We start from the raw sequence: 19,040 nt of genomic DNA, 5'->3' as shown, positions 1-19,040 counted from the left end.
GTCACGAGAGTGCGAATAACAGCACCACGTAAATTAATGGAGAGAGCAGCGAAAGGACCACGGGGAGTATTCCAGCGAACTGGAGCATGGAGCCCATGCCGAATGCTCCCGTGACGAAGCCTATCCCGAAGAAGGTCTCGTAGTAGAATACACCGAGCCTCGGTGTTGTCCTCTCCGAGATGTATGCCAGTATCTTTGACATGGCAAACGAGGCACCGAAGCCGGTAATTATAAGAGCAAGCAAGATGGCAAATACGTCCCTGGTGGCAAAGAGGACAGATACAGAGCTCACGAGGGCCGAGGATAATGCGGCGTAGGCCCTCTCGCTGCTCCCCCTGACGAAGACCAGGGCGACGTAGCCGGTAGCAGAGGAGATGCCGTAGATGCCTACCAGGAGCCCTATCGTGCCGTATGAGAAGTGCGATAGCCTGAGGTAGGGCACGAAGACATAGTACAGGAAGCCAGAGGCCAGGCCTGCGAAGGCCAGTGGCACTATGTACCTGGCCTTTGGGTTCGATTTCGAGCGCCCTGGAGGTACATGTGCGGGCCTGGGCAGTGTCAGGAATGACACGAGGAATGCGGCTGTGCCCGCCAGGTACATGTACCTGAAGCCCGTGTACTGTATGATGTAGCCGGCCACCAGCGGCACGGCAGCGTTGGGCACACCCCAGGCTGCCGAGTACTTCTCTGCAGACCCTGAGGCCTCCATGCTACCGAGGGAGACCTCGATAGATACCCACCAGAAAGCCTGCGCAACGCTTGAAACGACCACGAGAGGTATGAAGTTTGCCCTGTCCAGGAACTGGAAAACTATCGAAAGGGTGAAGAGTATCAAGGGTGGAGCCCTTATGCCTGTGGCGATCATGCGGTCAGTGGACCTGAGGTAAATGGTGGCTGCTATTACGAAGGGCAGCGAGCCTATCAGCCCCACGAGGCCTGTGAACGAATAGTTGAACCCGAACCTGACGGCCTGAAGTGGGAAGGTAAAGCTGAGTGCGAACCAGCCTATCCCGAAGAAAAGGCTTGAGAGGACAAGCCTGACAGAGCTGCCCGTGGGTGCCAAGCGTGACAGGTTACCACCGCTGCAGCCAGCAGATAGATAGGGCATATTATAATGCACTGCCTCCGTTCAATTTTTATAGTCTCTGGTATTCCCCAGATGATACCGATGGTAACAAAGCCAGCGAGAATGTACACAAAGATCACCGGGCCCGCCTACACGAGGAAGGAGTTCATGGGCGGCGTGCCTTACCCGAAGATAACAACTTTCATACAGGGAAACCAGAAGAAGGACTTCGATATCGAGATGGTACTGATCGCAAAGGAATCATGCCAGATCAGGCACACGGCCCTGGAGGCGGCAAGGATCAGCGTCAACAGGAGGATGCTCGAGGCCGCGGGCAACGACAACTACTACCTGCAGATCAAGCCTTACCCGCACCACGTGCTGAGGGAGCACAAGATGGCCACCGGGGCCGGTGCTGACCGTATATCGAGCGGAATGAGAGCGGCCTTTGGCAGGCCCGTGGGCACGGCAGCCAGGGTCCACGCGAACCAGGTCATCATGGTGGCTAGGACAAACGCGGCACAGGCAAAGGCCCTGAAGGAGGCACTCCACAAGGCATCCATAAAACTGCCAACGCCGTGCAGGATCGAGATAACAAAGGGAAGGGATCTCGCGGGCAGGCTGGGCCTCTAAAATCATGGTTTTTTGCTGGCCTTCCTTTCCCTCTGCCCTATGAACTCCTGGATGAACTTTGCAGCAAGGACCGAAGTGTTGCCGTTGTCGTAGACCGGCGTTATCTCGACTATGTCGAACGCCACCGTTATACCTGCGAACGCGCCTATTAGCTCCCTGACATCGCGGTCAGTGAGGCCGAACGGTTCAGGCGTTCCTACGCCAGGTGCGTATGCGGGATCGATGCCGTCCATGTCTATGGAGAAGTAGACCCTCCTGAAGCCCATGGACCTTATTTCCCCTATGACGTCCCTTATGCCCCTCTCCCTGACCTCGTCAGCCGTGATGAACCTGACGTCCTTCCACTCTTCGCTCTCGAACTCCTCCCTTGAGACGGACCTGGTGCCAACTGACACTATCCTCCCAGGCCCGAGGAGCTCCAGGGCCCTCCTGGTAACGCACGCGTGGTTGAACCTGGAACCCATATAGCTGTCCCTGAAGTCGGAGTGTGCGTCCACTATTATCATGCCGCAGTCCCTGAAGTTGCGCAGTGCACCCACAGTAATGGAGTGCTCCCCACCCAGGAGGATCGGCACCTTGCCGTCCGCAGATACATAGCGGACAGCGGTCTCCACAGAATCGATCACTTCCTCGACGTCCTCGCTCTCGAACAGGTTTCCCGCATCGTATATCATGGCGTCAGGTATGTTCACGCCGTAGTGGAACTCGAAGGACTCCAGGTTCCAGTACGCGTTCCTTATGGCGTCAGGAGCGAACCTGGAGCCCCTCCTGTAACTGGATGTGTTGTCGAATGGGACGCCCAGCACAACGTACCTGGCTGATGCATAGTCCGACTGGGCATCCGGGAGTTTCCTGAGCGAGAAGAGGCCGGCTAGCTCTGAAGCATGATCTTCCTTTTGCCCATTGCTTCCCAATAGGGCACCTCCATGCCAGGCTTGATCTTGTCGGCATCCTCCGGCTCTATGGGCAGAACGAACGTCTCAAAGGTCTCTGTGTCCATGAGCTGTGCCTCGTTGTTTGCCACAGAGAGCACCTGTGCCGTCTTCTTCTCTATTATCGGCACCTTTACCTTGTGTTTCACCGGGTAAACGACGCTCCTCTTCTGGTTGTCAAAGACGCCTATGGCAACGATCCTTCCCTTGGCCTCCCCGTGCTTCCCTGGCTTGGACATCGTGATCTCCACTATCCTGCATGGAGCGTCATCAATTAACATGTACTTTCCGACCTTGAGTTCCCTTACCTCAGCTTCCTGCCAGCTCATAACTTTTCCTGCACCCTATTGATATAGTGTTAAAATACTTTCCACACTGGCGCCTCAGGATACAGATACTCACACAAAGGGGCCACTGAAGACTTCCTCGTCGACCCTGAGGAGCCTGCCACCGGACTTCAGCAGCTGCCCGCCCACCATAACAGTGTCCACGTTGCCGGGGTTGGCGGAGTAGACGATGTTGCTCACTGCATTCTCCGTCACGGTGGGGAAGAGGTTCGGGTCTCTGCCCCTCAGTACCACTATGTCGGCCTTCTTCCCAACTGAAATGCTCCCCACTTCACTGAGGCCCAGGGACTCCGCGGCCACCACAGTGGCCATGTCCAGTATCTGCTGTGCCGTAAGGAGAGAGGGGTCCCACCTCTCGTTCTTCACCGCAAGAGAGGAGTGCTTCATTGCAGCGAACATGTCAAGTGAGTTGTTGCTGCCGTTACTGTCTGTGCCTATGGTGACCCTTGCGCCGTTCTGCAGCATCTCGGGCACAGGGGGCACTCCACCGACGCCGAGCTTGAAGTTGCTCACGGAGTTCCAGGAGACAGTGACGCCCGCACTGGCCAGCATCTTCACCTCCCTGAGCGTGGCCCATACACAGTGCGCCGCCAGTGTGCGGTTGCTCAGAAATCCTATCCTGTGCAGGTGCTCTATTGGCCTCTCCCCGTTTGTCTTCTTCACGAAGTCGTAGACCTCCTTCCTGGTCTCCGCCAGGTGAGTGTGCACAACCGTGCCGAACCTCTCCGCAAGTTCCCTGGACTTCATATAGACCTCGTCGGACGCGACATATATGCCCTGCACACCCACCGAGGCCTTCACCCTATCCCCGTGCACTGCGGAGAGGAAGCGCTCGGCATTCTTCACCGGGTCACCCCTCTGCGTCGTCTTGTCCGGGTCAAGGGTCACCCAGGAGAGGACTGCCCTGATACCTGACTTCTCCACAGCCCTCTCTATCACATCCTCGGAATAGTAAAGGTCCACAAAGGTGGTCGTTCCTGAAGACAGCATCTCGTAGATGCCAAGCATGGCCGAGTTGTAGAGGCCCCGCTCCGTCCTCTCAGCGTCCAGCCTGAATGTCCTCTCAAGGAATGTGTCAAGTGGTATGTCGTCAAGCATGCCACGCAGGTGTGCCATGGCCACATGTGTGTGCGTGTTTATGAGGCCGGGCATGGCAATGGCCCCGTCCACCCTGACCTCCATGTCCACGCTGTCCCTAACCCTACCCCCAACCTGCGCTATCCTGTCGCCCTCCACAAGTATGTCTCCCCTGAGGACTTCCCTGTCCCGGTTCTGTGTGACTATGATGGCGTCTCTGATGGCTATGGACATACCTGGTGCAACGTTTTGCACTAATTGAACTCTGCCTTTCTCCTGGAGGTCACGGTGAGGAGGACAAAAATGATAAGGACTGCCGTGCCAAGTGCCATGAACTGGTAGCCGTACCTCTCCATGTAATCGTAAGCCAGGAACGTGATGACTGCTACCGCAGAGCCGTAGAGGAAGGCCTTGCCTGTCATCAGGGCGGACCTCTCGCTCCTGTCTGAGTGCGAGTAGAAGAGGAACGCCAGCGCACCTATTGAGACTATGAATGCGGGGAGGAGGTACCCCGTCACCGGCAGGTGCACGTTGGCAAGCGGGAGAAGCTGCTGTCCCCCCTGCACTATGAGCGAATATATAGAGAGGGCCTCCTCCACAGACGCTGTTGCGTAAGCGTAGAGGTAGCTGGAGCCCATCGAGGCCATCAGTGCAACGGCCACGCTCTGTTCCAGCAGGTCTCCAACGGCCAGCGTGAACAGCGTTACCGTCCTGGCCAGGCGGACTGAAAGGACGCCCTCAACAACGAATACCCAGGAGGCGCCCAGGGAGATGCTCACCAGATCCTGTGTGTCCAGGGGTATCACAAGGCTGGAAAACGGTTTCACGCTGTAAGGGCTCACCTCCATGACCACTGTGTTGAGTACCAGGAGCGAGAGTGCAAGCGCGTAGGCCAGGTAAACCCGGCCCCTGTACCTGCTGCCTGAAATGTACGAGAGGAATGGAAGTGCCATGATGGAAGCGGTCATTATTTCCTGGGATGAGGAAAAGGCATAGCGCCACACGTAAACGATCATCACATAGGCGGGCATGAAGACCAGGAAGTTCACAAGGCGCACTCTGTCCATATCCATCACCCCGGCACGGATATCTTCCCGTACCTGTACTCCGATGACATCGCCAGGAGAAGGTGGTTCATGTCCACCACCCTGGCCCTGACCCCATTGCCGGCCAGGAACTGCCTGATGGCCTCGAGATCCTTCCTGTGCTTCATAAGCACGCCGAGCGCAAGCCTCCTCTCTGGCCCTGAACCCGGGATCTCAACGGACGCAGATGGGTCGATGATGAACACGAAGACCCTCTTCCCGCTCCTGTGCTTTATCCTCTGCTTGAAGTTAAGCGATTCAGCGTGTGCCAGCGGGCTAATGAGGAAGAGGAGTGCGTCCTTCTTCACCATGTCCTGCGCCTCCTCTATTGCCTGTTCTAAATTAAAGGAGCCTGCCGGCCTGATCCCGGACACTAGCCTTTCCAGCTCCTCAATGGGCTCCCTGGAGCGCCTCGGCTCTATTAGCACCTTCCTGCCCCCATGGAACAGCAGGAAGCCGACACCATCCCTGTTCCTGACAATGGAGTAAGCACAGTTTATCACCGAGGACACCATCCTGTCAAATACCTTCCTGTCCCTTGCACCTATGTTGGCAGCATCCGAATAGTCAAGGACAAAGACAACGTCCAGCTGCCTCTCTTCCTCCATCTGCTTTATGTATATGTCTTCACCGTTAACCATCCCGAACCTCGACCACGCCACGTACCTGTAGTCGTCCGTCTCCTGGTACTCCCTTATCCCGTAAAAGTCGTAGCCCTGGCCAACCTTCCTTGAGTAGTGGACCCCCATGGTGAAGACTATGTTGCTCATCAGCTCGCTCCTCTGCGAGTGGACGTCTGCAATGGAGGGGGCCACCTTGACCTCCTGCGTGTTCCGGATATCCCTCACGTCCAGGCACAGGCCGAAGGCGTCCTGGGTCTGGACAACGGTTGGGCCAATGGAGTAGAGGCCTATGGCCATCGGCCTCAGCCTGTAAGTGAACTCCACATGCCCTCCGGGAGGGATCGTGTAGGAACCGCTGCTGTCACCCTCAACATAAAACACGTCCGGCAGAGACTCCGAGAAGGAGAAGCGCAGGTGCCTGGTGGTAGGGTTTGTGAAAGAGAGCGTCACGCTGCAGCTCCTGTTCTTCCTGAGCCTGCCCGACACGGTCCTGGTGACGTTGAGCCTCCAGAGGTCCCTGGAGTAGGACACGTTGTATATGAGGACCTCCGATGATACGACGAAGAAGAGCACCGCGGCAACTATTATGTAGTACCCGTACCCGAGGAAGAGGGATTCGAGGAGCTCGAAGGCTAGCGCTGACAGAAGGACCAGGCCTGACTTCCTGATCATACTGGCGATTCTACTCCCGATATTATGCTTTCAATAGTCCTCATTACAGGCGCATAAGGGTCGCTATCGCTGTCCACCAGGACCTCTGGCTTCAGCACTATCCTGTGGTTGAGCATCTCCTTCGCCATGAACCTGACGTCTTCGGGTATAACGTATTCCCTGCCGCTGAGCATGGCGTTTGCCTTGGCAGCCATCAGGTACTTTGCAGTGGTCCTGGGTGATGCACCCACAAAGACCATTTCATGGCTCCTCGTCGCCCTAATTATGTCCACTATGTAGTTCATGATCTCCTCTGAGGCATAAACTCCCTTCACCATGGACCTTATTGCCAGTATCTTCTGTGCGTCCAGGCCTGCCTCGTCCTCCTCCTGCAGGGTCAGACTCCTCAGTATCTGGACCTCCTCCTCCCTTGACGGGTAGGTAAGGATATACCGGAAGAGGAAACGGTCAAGGAGCGCCTCCGCAAGCGGGAAAGTGCCCTCCTGCTCTATGGGGTTCTGTGTCGCTATCACGAAGAACGGTTCCGGCACAGGGTGTATCTGGCCACCAACGGACACATGCTTCTCCTCCATAGCCTCCAGCAGGGCAGACTGCACCTTAGGGGGTGTCCTGTTGATCTCGTCTGCAAGGAGCACGTTTGCAAACACGGGTCCCTTCCTGAACTCCATCTGCCTGGCCTCAAGGTTGAAGACCAGCGAGCCCGTTATGTCCGACGGGAGCATGTCGGGGGTGAACTGGATCCTCTTGAAGTCCATGCACAGCCTGCGCGCGAACTCGCTGGCCAGCATGGTCTTCGCAAGGCCAGGCACACCCTCGAGGAGGATGTGGTTGCCGCTTAGCAGTGCTATGAACATGAACCTTGCCACCCTGCGTGAACCTATGACCTTCTTCGATATGCCCTCTATCGTTTCATGCACAGTGTCCCTCAGTCTCTCAGGTCTTATCTCCTCACTCTCAACCGACACGTTCATCACCAGCCCCGTGCCCCACCTCTATAACTGTGAACCTCCTGCCCATGATGGCCCTGTACGTATCCATCATCCTCTCAAACTCCCTGGCCATCCCCTCCTTGCCCCTCTCCCGCCTCCTCCTGAAGGGAGAAGACGACATGGCCTTGAACCTGCTGTAGTTCCTGGCACACTCCTGGAACTGGGCCACCAGTGACCTCACGGCCTCTATGTCTCCGGACATCCTCCTGATAAAGAACTCGTAGTTGCCAGAAACCGCTTGCTTCAGGTTCACTGTAAGGTAGTCCCCCGGCACGGCGAATACCTCCTCCCTCTGGCCGGTGCCCGGGGAGGCATCTGGCCTGGTAACCGCACCCCTGAGCCTGAGGGCAACAACAACAATGGTGACCAGGGCTACAGGTAAAAGGAAGCGGAGTGAAATGTACGGATCAACGCGCATGTTGTTCAGGAACGTAGCCCATGCAGAGGCCAGGATACTGCTCATCCGCCACCCCTCCCCGTCCCGGTGTCCGGGAAGTACAGTTTCATGATATCGAGGTAGTTGTAGAAGTCCATGAGCCTCTCGACCAGCTGCTCCCCGCTGATCTGCTCCCCGCTGGAGAACCTGGATGTTTCGTAGAAGTCCAGGTATATGGAGACGAGTTTCCTCACGGCGTTGTACCTGGGCCTTGACTTCTCGTCCACCCTGTCCTGCGATTCGGCTATGGCAGTGGTGAGTGCCTTCGAGTCTACAAGTGCCTCCTCCGGCACATCCACCCCGATATCCCTGAGGAGGCGAATGAAGAAGTGCCTGTTGCCCTCGCCCCTCTGCATTGATACACCGAAGTACCTGCAGAAATCGTCCCTGGCATACTTGTATGCCTTCACGGAGGCCTCTTTTAGCTCCCCGTCGCCCGTCAATTTCCTGGTCTCCACAACCGGAGGGATGTCGCCGACAGTTTTGACCTCGACAACCCTCTCCACGCTGCGCTCCTTCTCTTCCCTATTCCTCCTGAAGAACGGAGCCATTAGCTCACCACCTGAAGGCTGTACGAAACGTTCACCTGGAATACTCCGGCTTCCATCTCCGGGTATTCAGGGTATGTGCTCACCACCCTCATCGTGTCGCCCCCGCTCACCCTTGCAGCGTTATAGAGGCTGTAGAGTGTCATGTCGTACGGCTGCACCGTCCTGACCTTTGCGAAGCCCACGCTGGAATTCCCCACGTATATACTTGTCACGCTATCAGATGGGAACCATATTGACGTTATATAACGGACCTGCGTTTGGTTCAGTGCGAAATTGAACACGGATTCATAGTAAGTCCCGTTCAGGCTGAAGGTCCTGTTCATGCCCAGTTCGAGGGTGCTGTTAACTAGGGTGAAGTGCAGGCCCAGGATACTCGCCGAGGGAGTGAGGTCGAAGTAGTGGCCAAAAACCTCAGTAGAGTTGCTGTAAATGCTCACGTACTCCACGCCTGCCTGTGTCTCCTCATAGGCGGTGCCGTTGCCCCCAGCAAAGGATTCTGAGTGCAGACCATAGTACATATGCCACGAGTACATGGAGGAGTAGTTCACAACGATCAGGTAAGGTGAGACACCGATCTTTCCCTCAGTGCTGCCTGAAAGCGAGATATTCAGGTATCCTGTTGTGAAGTTGATGTTGCTGTATTCGAAGGAGTAGTTCCCAGACGGGAGGGTGAAATCGAAGAGGGTGCTGTTGCCATCCATGGAAGCACCCGACCAGGTGATGTGTAGGTAGCTGTAGTAGGTCTCGTTCAGGTAATCGACCGGGATCCCGTCACCACTGTACTTCACAGGGTAGTTGTTGTACACGTCCACATACAGTGTGTGCAGGGTCCTCGGGTACATAGGTACCTGCACTACGCCGGAAGGCGAGCTTATGCTGAACCCCGCCGATACGTAATCCAGGGAAAGTGCGTAGGCCCTGAAGGTGCCAGAGTAGTAGAAGTGTATCGGGAACTCACCCGAGGAGTTTGTGTTGCCGTTCAGCTGGTATATCTCCCCGGAAGTGCCCAGGAAAAGGATGAAGGGCGTGTTAGCAAGCGCCTGCCCGCTGGAAGCGTTGTATAGGCGGATGTATACCGTCGAGTTCCCCGGGGAGGAGGCCGGAGACTGGCTGGATGCATTGTCACTGACCTGGACCGGGTATATGCCCGGCACGCCTGTATAGCTCCCGTTCCAGATGAACGACGACGCTGCTATGGAGGATGCAGGCTCCAGGTAGACCGTGTACGAGTGGCCCGTTGTCACGTTCACGTAATCTGCCTGGTAGCCCGGTGACCACACCCTGACGGTGTACTGGCCCGGAACAGCGTAGAACCTGAAGGACGGGGAGGTATAATTCACAGGGACAGACTTGAAGGGGCTGTAAGGCTCGTACGAGAACGATGCGTTTACCGGCGACACTGGGAGCCTGTCCACCCCGTTGTAGACCTTCACGGTGAAACTCTGGACGAACTGGTTGTAGGGAGTCAGGGAGAGGTTCAGCTCAAGGTTTCCCCTCATATCCACATTGACAAACTCCTGGGCGTATGAGCGGTTCACCACAGCAATGGTGTAGTTGCCCATCTCAGATATCCCTATGGCATAGAAGCCGGTGCTGTTCGTCTCCACATCCTCGAAGTATGTCTTTCCCGCTATTTCGGCCACGAAGGAGAGGTTCGTGTAGCCCACGGGCATGGAGTTGTTGGTGTCCTTTATGTACCCATAGAGCGTGGCGTTTATGAAGTCCCCGGCAGAGACATCCGACTGGTGGCCCGAGAGGTATGAGGAGACGTTTCCCGCCTGGGAGGCGTTGGAGCCGGAGAAGGCTGCCCAGCCGCTTCCAGACCCGGTGGCGCTTCCGTAGAACGGGTTCCCCGGGTACAGGGTTATGTTCACATCCGTCATGTTGGATGTGACGAATAGCGGAGGTGCAGCTCCCTCACCATAACCTGGCTTATAGGCCACTATTGAATTTTCCCCGTATGAAGCCCCAACGCTGTAATAGCCATTCACAGAACTGTAAGAGGATGAGCCGGTAACTGTATCGAGGACGGTTGCACCCTGTAATGGTGTCCCGTTCTGGCTCAGCACGAAACCGGTCACGTTGAACACCGGGGCCCTGTCAGCTGACATCCTGATCGTGACCCTCATGGCCGAGCTTGAAACGTTCAGGTACTCCGGGCTGGGCACCGTTGAGAACCCCCTCTTGAGCACTATGATCGTGTAGTTCCCCACCGGTACGCCCACTGAAAAAGCCCCCGCTGGATTGCTCTGCGTGTTCACCTGCTGGTACTGGTTCACGAAGTCTATGGTCACATTGGGCACATACTGGCCCTGGGAGTTCACCGTGGTCCCGGTTATAGGGTACCTGGGCTCCGGCTCCATGGACATGTTGAGCCACACCGTGCTGTCCATAACAGAGGATACGATCTCGTACCTAGGCTGGAAGAACGGCACCTTGAAGGCTATCTTGCCGGAGCCGATGACTGTCATCACGATCCTGTAGAAACCGTGGGAATTGACGGGCGAAGACCCGAGGTAGGGGAAGATAGCGGCGTAGACCACAGTGTCGGTGATCGGCGCACCGTCGGACGAGTTGGTGATGTACCCCTGGATGTAAACAGTGCCATTGCTGGCAACGTTGAACGATGTGGAATCCTGGCCCAGGCCCCCGGCATCAAGCGTCTGGTTTTCAAAGTACCGCCTGAGCTGCGGTGGCTGGCCGTTTATCAGGGGGAGGTTTGTCCTTTCGGGATACTCTATGTGCGCCAGAATGACCGCACCTGCAGCTAGGACCAGGCCAACAGCAAACATTGCCATGGCTTTCTTGGTGAACGTGGCGAAGCTAACAGGCATCTATATAAATTTTTTATTGCGCTCCCTCCTCTCGATCAGTTGCGCACCTTGACAGCGATCCCCTTCTTCAGCTGCACCATGGCCTGGTACGGCATCTTGGCTATGCCCACTCCCCTGACCTCACCCTCATGGTGTATGACGACCTCGTCCTCCTGCCTGATGTCCTCGGTTGCAGACCTTACACCGACGGCGTACACGTTGGCGGTGGGCTTGAAATCATCTATGCCGACCAGGAATTTTGAGTTCTCCACGAAGATGCTGGCCGCATTCCTGTGTACCGTGAATTTGCCCATATCCTTGTTGTAGACCAGGTAGGGCTTCCCGTTCACCACGAGCATGTCCTGGTTGAACTGCCTCACGACCCTTGCTTCCCTGAGGTATGGCAGGATCCAGTCGCCGAACTGGTACCGCATGATGGACTGGTACTTTTCCCTGGTCTCCCTCTCAATGCTCTCTCCCTTGCCTGGAAGCAGGGAAAGGAGCCTCTCCCTCAGCGCCCTGAGGTTCCTCTCGTCCCTGATGTCCCCTATTATGATCTCTGAGCCCCTGGGCACGTAGTCTGAGAGGAAGGCCAGGTCCTCATCCACGAACACCACAACCGCCCTGTACTGGTTGCGTGAGAGGAAGTCCACCAGGGTGTCCCTTATCATCATCTTCTCGTCCTCATACCAGTGGCCGATGACCGGGATGTCATAGAACCTCGGAGGGTATGTTTCCTCCAGCTCTATGGGCACCACACCGACCGGAGAAGTTATGACGACCCTGTGCAGACCGCGGTCTATATCACCTATGAACTCCTCTATCCTACGGTGGGTGGACGACGAAGAGTACGGCTTCCTAGCAGAGCATGGTATGAGGAGCGCCACGTCCCATCCCTGTGGCCTCACGTAAGAGGACCTGATGTATTCCCTGTAGCGAACTAGGTCAGGCCTGTAGAGTGCTTCCAGTGAGTTGGACAGGATGTATTTAGTCCTCCTGGGAAAGACCTGCTCGAATTCACCGTAGGCTGCGTCAGAGCGCCTGAGGAGTTCTAGTCCCCTTGAGGATGCTGCCACCTTCTCCACGGCCTCCCTCAGTGTGCCCCTTATTATTGCACCCCTGAGCAGGCCAACTGTCTCCTTAAGGTACTTTGAGTTCCACTCCGACACATCCTCACCCACCTCGAGCCTGCCCAGCTGCGTGTACCTCACTCCATTCATGCCCTCCAGCCTTGCGTTGAAGTCGTCGAATATCGATATGCCGAGGTATGTGAGCACCGGGGCGGTGTAGGGGTCTACCGGGCCCTGCAGGTACACGAGCTTGGAAAAGCCGTATTTCGACCTTATTTCCCTGAGGACCCTCATGAGCCTGCCGGGCCTCTGGAGGCCCTCGTAACCAGAGTATAGGAGGACTATGTCGCCTGAGACCTGGTAGCCTGCAGACAGCGTGGATGCGAGCGGTGCGTTGAAGCTTACCCTGAACCTCTCCCCTAAGACTTCGATGGTATCGCCGGTGACCTTCACATCTCTCTCTGTATCGAGGACCACAGGGTACTGTGTGTGCCCGTCTATGCTGCCTGCCCTGGCGTACCCGAAGAATGCGTCGTCCTGGAACATCAGCCCACGCTGGTGCAACGCGAGGCTGGATACTTACTTTGCCATTTGCCCGTGCAGGCCGACTCAAAATTTAATAAATTTGAATTGAGATCACCTGCAGGTATCGGAGAAAGAGTGCTGATGGAGAGCGTTAAGAGTGATGCTGAGGGCACCGTTGTTCTGCCCGGCGATGTGATATGCACTGCGGAGGAGTACCTGCCGGGTGAGAACACTGTGGAGAACAACGGGTTGATCACTGCCCTTGTGAGCGGTACGGTGCACAGGGACGAGAAGTCACTGACAGTCAGCGTGATACCGAAGAAGGTGAACGTAAAGATCAGGAACGGTGACGTAGTCTACGGACAGATAGTCAAGGTGGAGCAGAGGTTCGCGGATGTCAGGATAGTGGGTGTCTACAGGAACGACCTTGGCCTCGTGCCTGTATCGGCGGAGGGGGTCATCAGGATACTCCAGCCACATGGAAGGCAGCCGGACACCACGGGCGCACCCTTCCTCATAGGCGACCTGGTCAGGGGGAAGGTGATAAGGAGCAACCATGAAATCGAAATATCAATATACGGGAAGAGATATGGAGTGATAAGGTCTCTTTGCAGCAGGTGCAGGAATCCCCTGGTAATGAAGAATTCAGTGCTCTACTGTGAGAACTGTGAGAGGGTGGAGATGAGGAAAGTGGCGGACGACTATGGAAACGTCCTTAAGTTTGGTGATGTGTGATGAAGGGAAACACCTCTCAGAGGGAGAAGGAGATGGAGAGGCTGTCCAACGAGCTCTCCAGCATGAGGAAGGAGCTGGATGATGTGAAGGAGGTCCTGAGGGGACTCATACAGGTGATCATGAGCCGTGAGGAAAATTTAGATGATGATGAGTATAACTGAGGGATCGCAATGATAATGCCGATGAAGATGCTTGAGGAGAGCCTCAACAGGCAGGTTTCACTGCTCCTGAAGGACAACAGGGTGCTTGAGGGCACGCTGACTGGTTATGACGAGCACATGAACATGGTGCTCGAGGACGTGGAGGAGAGCGGTGAGAACGTCACGAGGAAGCTAGGCACCGTTGTCATCAGGGGAAGCAACGTGGTAAGGATCGTGCCAAAGTAGTGACTGTGGATTCAGGTCCCACTGAACACAGCCTTCCTTTTTTCCCTGAAAGCAGTCACGCCCTCCAGGAAGTCATGGGTTTCAGCCAGGTCTGCCTGTTGCTGGGCCTCGTACGTCAGGAATTCCTCGAAGTCCCAGAAGAGCGATCTGTTGACTAGCCTCTTCGCCTTTACATATGCAAGGAAGGGCCCCTCAGATACCTTCCTGGCCGCCTCCCTGGCAGCAGCCACAGGGTCGTTCACTACCCTGAGCAGGCCTGCTTCCTGCGCCTCTGCTGCGGAGAACTCCCCGCCGATTATCAGCTGGCCTGCGAACCTCCTGCCTGAGGCCCTGGACAGTATGTAGCTCAGGCCTGTATCTGGTGCCAGGCCTATGTCCTGGAAGGCGGTCACAAACCTTGCCGAGGGAGAGGCGAATACCATGTCGCACAGTAGAGCTATGCTTATGCCTGCCCCAGCTGCAACACCGTTGACTGCGCTTATGAATATCCTGTCGCTGTCCCTTATCAGTTTCGCTATCACGTGGAATGAATCCCTGAGGTCTTTCACGATGATGTCCCTTGTTGGCTTTCCCGTGTTCTCCCTTATGTCTGCACCGCTGGAGAATGCGTTTCCCGACCCTGTCAGTATCACGGCCCTGATCCCATCCCCTGGTGCCCTCTGGCCAAGAGCATCAATGAGTTCCTGCCTCATCCTTGAGCCGAGGGCGTTGAGCCTGTCCGGCCTGTTCAGGCGGATGGTCATGGCCCGGCCTTCGACTTCGACCTGAATATCCCTGTACTCCATGGATGGCCCCATGGATCGGGGCGGCTTAAACATGTCCAGTGGTCTAAGCCCCATGGACGGTGGAACGGCACGTGGAACAGGGAGAGGATGGACCCCACATGAGCGGCATGCCTGTAACTGTTATGAACTGCGGGTGCATGCCCGGGGACCTGTAAATGGCAACCGTTCCAGGCCGTACCAACAGGCAATCTCACGGCCCGGGCAGGTTCCAGCACTGCATGAGAAACATTGTGAGGATAGGCCGGGTCCGGGAATTGAACCCGGGTCCAGGGATCCACAGTCCCCGAGGATTGCCACTACCCCACCCCGGCCAACACAAGACCTCTGGATAACGTACTGCACTTAAAAATGCTTTTGTGGGCCTACCTGGAGACCCGGACGCAGTAGAGGATAGATCGGACGTATGCCTTTTCCTCCCTGTGGTGCCTGTACATCCTGGGCACGGTTATCTGCAACAGGTGCCTGGAGATGACCGTCCCGTGAGAGGAGTAGAACCTGTCCGTGAACTCAGCAGACTTGGAGTTGTGCACCGCATATATGTAATCGGCCACCTCCACGGCCTTCTGCATGAATGGCCTGTCGGCGCCTGGGTTCACGGAACCGAAGGGAGGGTTCATTATGGCGGTGTCCCAGTGGCCCTGAAGGTCCCTGACATCCATGTTGAGGACCTCGATTCCCGCCTCCCTGAGTGTCCTCTCGGTGGCACGGATCAACCTGCTGTCTATCTCGACAGCAGTGGTCCTTGCAGAACCCATGAGCCTGGAAGCATAGGCGAAGTGCCCGTAACCGGAACCGAGGTCGACAACGCTCTTCCCCTCAATGTGACCGTTAGAGTATGCCAGAAAGACTATCCTGGACACGAGGCCAGGATCGGTGATGTACTGCTCCAGCGAGACATCAAGGCCAATCCTGGGCAGCCTGTTCTGCAGCTCTATCTCTATGGACTTCAGGGACCTTGCCATCTACTCCTTGTTCATGTCCCCCACTGCAAGCCTTATGACCTCCTCGGCCTTCCTCGCTGATTCTTCCCTGCTGTCTCCCCTTGCCTGGAAGATCCTCTCGAGCTTCCTTATGGCCCTCTGCCTCTTCCATGTCCCCTTCTCGTGTGCTGCCAGGACTATGTACTCTGCGACCTCCCTGTCCACGTTTATCCCGAACCTCTCCATGATCTTTATCTGCCAGACCGGCACAAGAACGCTCGGTATTTCCCTGAGGTTCTCCTTTTCCCTGCGCCTCTCTATAATGCTGTTGATGTCGTCTCTCCTGACCATAGGGAACGATCGATGGATTGCCTCTCAAGTAATTAAGGTTGCGGTACATTGTGTCACATACTTGCAACAATCCATAAATGTGGAAGGTCTGGTATCCGTAGACCTTACCGCCTGTTCCTTTCAGAACCCAATCAGCGTGTAAAGGACGGCCTTCGCACTGTGAAGCCTGTTCTCTGCCTGCTGGAAGATCACGCTGTTGATGCTGTCTGCGACGCCGTCGGTGACCTCAAGCCCCCTGTGGGCGGGCAGGCAGTGCATGAATATGAAGTCCCTCCTGGCGTTGGACACAAGCTTCTCGTTGACCTGGAATTCCCTGAACTTGGCCTCCTTCTCCTCCCTCTCCTTTTCCTGGCCCATGGATACCCACACGTCTGTGTACACCACATCGGCGTCCTTCACTGCCGAGACAGGGTCGTTGGTTATGGAGACCCTGGAGCCGGTTTCGTGGGAGATCTCTGTTGCCTTCTTCACATAGAACTCCCCTGGCTCATAACCCTTGGGCGTTGCTACGGTGATGTTCACGCCCGTTATGGCCATGCCCAGGAGGAGGGAGTTCGCCATGTTGTTGCCATCGCCCACATATGTGAAGTTCAGGCCCCTGAGATAGCCGAAGTGCTCCTTGATTGTCATGAGGTCAGCCACTATCTGCAGCGGGTGCTCCTCGTCGTCAAGCGCATTGATCACTGGGACCTTCGCATACCTGGCTAGCCTTGCGACGTTCTGGTGGCTGAAGGCCCTGTAAGATATGGCGTCCAGGAAGCCGGAAAGGACCCTGGCGGTGTCCTCGATGGTCTCTCCCCTGCCCATCTGCATGTCGTTTGGGTTCAGGTATATGGCGTGACCGCCCATCTGCACCATGGCGGTCTCCAGAGATATCCTGGTCCTGGTGCTAGGCTTTTCAAATATCATGCCGAGCACCCTGTTCTTCATGGAGGGGATCTCTGAGTATCTGGACCTCTTGAACTGTAGGCCGAGGTCAACGATCCTCTCCAGGTCGTTCCGCATGTCCAGAACGGACAGTATGTCCCTCTTTACCAATGCATCACCTCAGCAGCTTTGGGACGTCCACAGGGTATTCTGCCACCTTGACGCCAGCCTCGTTGAAGGCCCTTATCTTTGATTCAGCGGTCCCCACGCCCTTCTCTATGATGGCCCCGGCGTGGCCCATCCTCTTTCCCGGAGGTGCGCTCCTCCCCGCGATGTACGCCACGACCTGCTTCTTCACATTTTTCTTTATGTACTCCGCTGCCCTCTCCTCGTTGCTGCCCCCTATCTCGCCTACCAGTACTATCTTCTCCGTCTCCGGATCCCTGTTGAACATCTCCAGCACGTCTATGAAAGTGAGGCCCACAACCGGGTCGCCTCCAAGCCCTATGACCGTGCTCTCTCCCATGCCGCTCCTTGTTATTGCGTCCACGATCTCGTATGTGAGCGTCCCGCTCCTGGATGCAACAGCAACGTTGCCCTTCCTGAATATCTGGTTAGGCATTATGCCTATCTTGCACTTCCCGACCGCGGTTATCCCTGGCCCGTTTGGGCCCAGGACTGTTGCTCCCCTGAGCTTGGCCTGGTGAACTATCTCCATTGTGTCATGGAAAGGCACGTGCTCTGTGAGGATGTATATGACCCTGAGGCCTGCGTCTATGGCCTCCATTGCGGCGTCCCTGACATATGGTGCTGGCACGGCTATCATAGTGGCGTTGGGCTCGTACTGGAGCGAGTCCTGGACGCTGTTCACTATGGGCACCCTGTCCATGAACTTCTGGCCACCCTTCCCGGGGGCCACGCCGGCAACAACCTTCGTGCCGAACTTGAGCATCTCGCCCGTGTGGAAAGAACCCTGGTGGCCGGTAATGCCCTGCACGATCACCCTTGTGTTCTCATCAACTATGACCGACATCTCACGCACCTCCAGCGAGCTTCACTACCCTCTCTATTGCCTCCATCATCGTTGGATACGAATCTATGCCGTTCTTCCTCAGTATCTCCCTTCCCTCGTCCTCGTGGACACCGCTCAGCCTCACGACTATGGGCTGCTTTATGCCATACTTCTGCTTCGCTGCCACTATGCCGTTGGCAACGGTGTCGCATTTCGTCACGCCCCCGAAAATGTTCACGAGTATGGCCTTGGGCTTCGCCTTGAGCACGAGGTCAAAGGCGTTCACCACTATGTCCACGTTGTCAGTGCCGCCCAGGTCGAGGAAGTTCCTCGGCTTCCCCTTATGAAGCGTGAGCGCGTCCAGAGTGGCCATCGTGAGGCCAGCGCCGTTTGCTATAACGCCTATATCCCCATCTAACTCGACAAAGGCGTACCCCTTGGACTGGGCCTCGAGCTCCAGCGGGGTCTTTTCCGGGTCCGTAACGCTGAGCTCCTTGTGCCTGTACACGGCATCGCTGTCCACAACGACCTTTGAGTCTGCTGCCACAAGTTTCCCCTCCTTTGTCACGACGAGGGGGTTTATCTCCACCAGCTCACAGTCCTCGCCGTTGAAGACCCTGTACAGTTTCGAGAGGATATCCCTGAACTGAGACGCGACGTCGCCCTGCAGGCCCATGAAGGCCGTGGCCTCCCTGCCTATGTAGTCTGAATAACCTATCAGGGGATCGATACGCCTGGTGAATATCTTCTCCTTGGGTACGCTCTCTATCTCTACGCCGCCCTCCGCGCTCGCTATGAGCACAGGGGCCCTCTGTGACCTGTCAAGAGCTATGCTCACGTAGAGTTCCCTGTCTATGTTGATCATGTCTTCGACCAGGACTTTGGTCACTGTGAGGCCCCTTACCTTCGAGTTCAGCAGGGCCTTCACGGCCTCCCTCAGTTCATTCTCATTCTTCGCGAACTTTATGCCGCCGCTCTTCCCCCTTCCCCCAAGGAGGATCTGTGACTTCACAGCGACAGGCTTTGTGAAAGGCCTGATATCGGATTCCTTTTCAACCACATACCCGTCTGGCACCGGTATGCCGTAAGACCTGAAGATGGCCTTGCCCATGTATTCGTAGAGGTTCAAATGACCACCGGCCTTAAATTGCCATAAAGCTAAATA

21 protein-coding genes and 1 tRNA gene are annotated in these 19,040 nt (G+C 56.1%); 4 read left to right on the top strand and 18 right to left on the bottom strand.

The window, feature by feature from the left end; genetic code table 11:
• Window position 1: 1 nt before the first annotated feature.
• Window positions 2-1,108, bottom strand: coding sequence for an MFS transporter (locus IEW66_RS07590; RefSeq protein WP_229657567.1), 1,107 nt, complete (start codon window positions 1,106-1,108; stop codon window positions 2-4).
• Window positions 1,109-1,168: 60 nt separating this feature from the next.
• Between IEW66_RS07590 and IEW66_RS07585 the strand changes: the two genes are divergently transcribed.
• Window positions 1,169-1,699, top strand: a complete 531-nt coding sequence (locus IEW66_RS07585; RefSeq protein WP_188681641.1) for a 50S ribosomal protein L16 — start codon at window positions 1,169-1,171, stop codon at window positions 1,697-1,699.
• Between the two features lie 2 nt (window positions 1,700-1,701).
• Here IEW66_RS07585 and speB read toward each other — a convergent pair whose 3' ends face one another.
• The 10 genes from speB to IEW66_RS07535 form a co-directional block, all read right to left on the bottom strand.
• Window positions 1,702-2,613 (bottom strand): agmatinase, encoded by a 912-nt coding sequence (gene speB, locus IEW66_RS07580; protein ID WP_188681640.1) that lies wholly within the window; start codon window positions 2,611-2,613, stop codon window positions 1,702-1,704.
• Complete coding sequence (locus tag IEW66_RS07575; protein WP_075057720.1) at window positions 2,571-2,960, bottom strand: translation initiation factor IF-5A; 390 nt, start codon at window positions 2,958-2,960, stop codon at window positions 2,571-2,573. The genes speB and IEW66_RS07575 overlap by 43 nt, the downstream gene beginning before the upstream one ends.
• A 69-nt stretch (window positions 2,961-3,029) precedes the next feature.
• Entirely contained in the window at window positions 3,030-4,289 is a 1,260-nt protein-coding gene (locus tag IEW66_RS07570; RefSeq protein ID WP_188681639.1) for an amidohydrolase family protein, read from the bottom strand.
• Window positions 4,290-4,309: 20 nt separating this feature from the next.
• Complete coding sequence (locus tag IEW66_RS07565; RefSeq protein WP_188681638.1) at window positions 4,310-5,122, bottom strand: hypothetical protein; 813 nt, start codon at window positions 5,120-5,122, stop codon at window positions 4,310-4,312.
• A gap of 5 nt (window positions 5,123-5,127) precedes the next feature.
• Window positions 5,128-6,435: a DUF58 domain-containing protein gene (locus tag IEW66_RS07560; protein ID WP_188681637.1), complete on the bottom strand. Its 1,308-nt coding sequence runs from the start codon at window positions 6,433-6,435 to the stop codon at window positions 5,128-5,130.
• On the bottom strand, window positions 6,432-7,406 hold the full coding sequence (locus tag IEW66_RS07555) for an AAA family ATPase (RefSeq protein WP_188681636.1): 975 nt from the start codon (window positions 7,404-7,406) through the stop codon (window positions 6,432-6,434). The genes IEW66_RS07560 and IEW66_RS07555 overlap by 4 nt, the downstream gene beginning before the upstream one ends.
• A complete protein-coding gene (locus IEW66_RS07550; RefSeq protein WP_188681635.1) occupies window positions 7,390-7,887 on the bottom strand; it encodes a hypothetical protein in 498 nt (165 codons plus the stop codon). The genes IEW66_RS07555 and IEW66_RS07550 overlap by 17 nt, the downstream gene beginning before the upstream one ends.
• On the bottom strand, window positions 7,884-8,411 hold the full coding sequence (locus tag IEW66_RS07545; RefSeq protein WP_188681634.1) for a hypothetical protein: 528 nt from the start codon (window positions 8,409-8,411) through the stop codon (window positions 7,884-7,886). Before IEW66_RS07545 ends, IEW66_RS07550 begins: the two co-directional genes overlap by 4 nt.
• On the bottom strand, window positions 8,411-11,245 hold the full coding sequence (locus tag IEW66_RS07540; RefSeq protein WP_188681633.1) for a carboxypeptidase regulatory-like domain-containing protein: 2,835 nt from the start codon (window positions 11,243-11,245) through the stop codon (window positions 8,411-8,413). The genes IEW66_RS07545 and IEW66_RS07540 overlap by 1 nt, the downstream gene beginning before the upstream one ends.
• A 35-nt stretch (window positions 11,246-11,280) precedes the next feature.
• Window positions 11,281-12,840, bottom strand: a complete 1,560-nt coding sequence (locus tag IEW66_RS07535) for a DUF5591 domain-containing protein (protein WP_188681632.1) — start codon at window positions 12,838-12,840, stop codon at window positions 11,281-11,283.
• A 120-nt stretch (window positions 12,841-12,960) separates the two neighbouring features.
• On the opposite strand from IEW66_RS07535, the gene IEW66_RS07530 reads away from it, so the two are divergent.
• The 3 genes from IEW66_RS07530 to IEW66_RS07520 are packed head-to-tail and all read left to right on the top strand — an operon-like array spanning window position 12,961 to window position 13,940.
• On the top strand, window positions 12,961-13,554 hold the full coding sequence (locus IEW66_RS07530; protein ID WP_188681631.1) for an exosome complex RNA-binding protein Csl4: 594 nt from the start codon (window positions 12,961-12,963) through the stop codon (window positions 13,552-13,554).
• Window positions 13,554-13,715 (top strand): hypothetical protein, encoded by a 162-nt coding sequence (locus tag IEW66_RS07525; RefSeq protein ID WP_171823620.1) that lies wholly within the window; start codon window positions 13,554-13,556, stop codon window positions 13,713-13,715. Before IEW66_RS07530 ends, IEW66_RS07525 begins: the two co-directional genes overlap by 1 nt.
• Window positions 13,716-13,724: 9 nt before the next feature.
• Window positions 13,725-13,940: an LSM domain-containing protein gene (locus IEW66_RS07520; RefSeq protein WP_188681630.1), complete on the top strand. Its 216-nt coding sequence runs from the start codon at window positions 13,725-13,727 to the stop codon at window positions 13,938-13,940.
• A gap of 11 nt (window positions 13,941-13,951) precedes the next feature.
• Here the strand turns inward: IEW66_RS07520 and IEW66_RS07515 are convergent, their stop codons facing one another.
• From IEW66_RS07515 to sucC, 7 genes are all read right to left on the bottom strand, one after another.
• Window positions 13,952-14,725, bottom strand: coding sequence for an enoyl-CoA hydratase-related protein (locus tag IEW66_RS07515; RefSeq protein WP_188681629.1), 774 nt, complete (start codon window positions 14,723-14,725; stop codon window positions 13,952-13,954).
• A gap of 239 nt (window positions 14,726-14,964) precedes the next feature.
• Window positions 14,965-15,036: transfer RNA gene (locus IEW66_RS07510), tRNA-His, on the bottom strand.
• A gap of 51 nt (window positions 15,037-15,087) precedes the next feature.
• Window positions 15,088-15,687 carry an METTL5 family protein gene (locus tag IEW66_RS07505; protein WP_075057704.1) on the bottom strand — a complete coding sequence of 200 codons (600 nt, stop codon included), beginning with the start codon at window positions 15,685-15,687 and terminating at the stop codon, window positions 15,088-15,090.
• Entirely contained in the window at window positions 15,688-15,996 is a 309-nt protein-coding gene (locus tag IEW66_RS07500) for a hypothetical protein (RefSeq protein WP_188681628.1), read from the bottom strand.
• 120 nt (window positions 15,997-16,116) lie between these two features.
• The gene (gene argF / locus IEW66_RS07495; protein WP_188681627.1) at window positions 16,117-17,034 is read right to left on the bottom strand and encodes an ornithine carbamoyltransferase; all 918 of its coding nucleotides are present in this window, start codon (window positions 17,032-17,034) and stop codon (window positions 16,117-16,119) included.
• Between the two features lie 4 nt (window positions 17,035-17,038).
• On the bottom strand, window positions 17,039-17,896 hold the full coding sequence (sucD, locus tag IEW66_RS07490) for a succinate--CoA ligase subunit alpha (protein ID WP_188681626.1): 858 nt from the start codon (window positions 17,894-17,896) through the stop codon (window positions 17,039-17,041).
• Between the two features lies 1 nt (window position 17,897).
• A complete protein-coding gene (gene sucC, locus IEW66_RS07485; RefSeq protein ID WP_188681625.1) occupies window positions 17,898-19,004 on the bottom strand; it encodes an ADP-forming succinate--CoA ligase subunit beta in 1,107 nt (368 codons plus the stop codon).
• Between the last annotated feature and the right edge of the window lie 36 nt (window positions 19,005-19,040).

Origin of the sequence: Thermogymnomonas acidicola, from assembly GCF_014646795.1 — an archaeon.
Classification (GTDB): Archaea; Thermoplasmatota; Thermoplasmata; order Thermoplasmatales; family Thermoplasmataceae; genus Thermogymnomonas; species Thermogymnomonas acidicola.
Note: the sequence above shows the minus strand (reverse complement) of the source record. Positions and strands in the feature narration are given on the sequence as shown.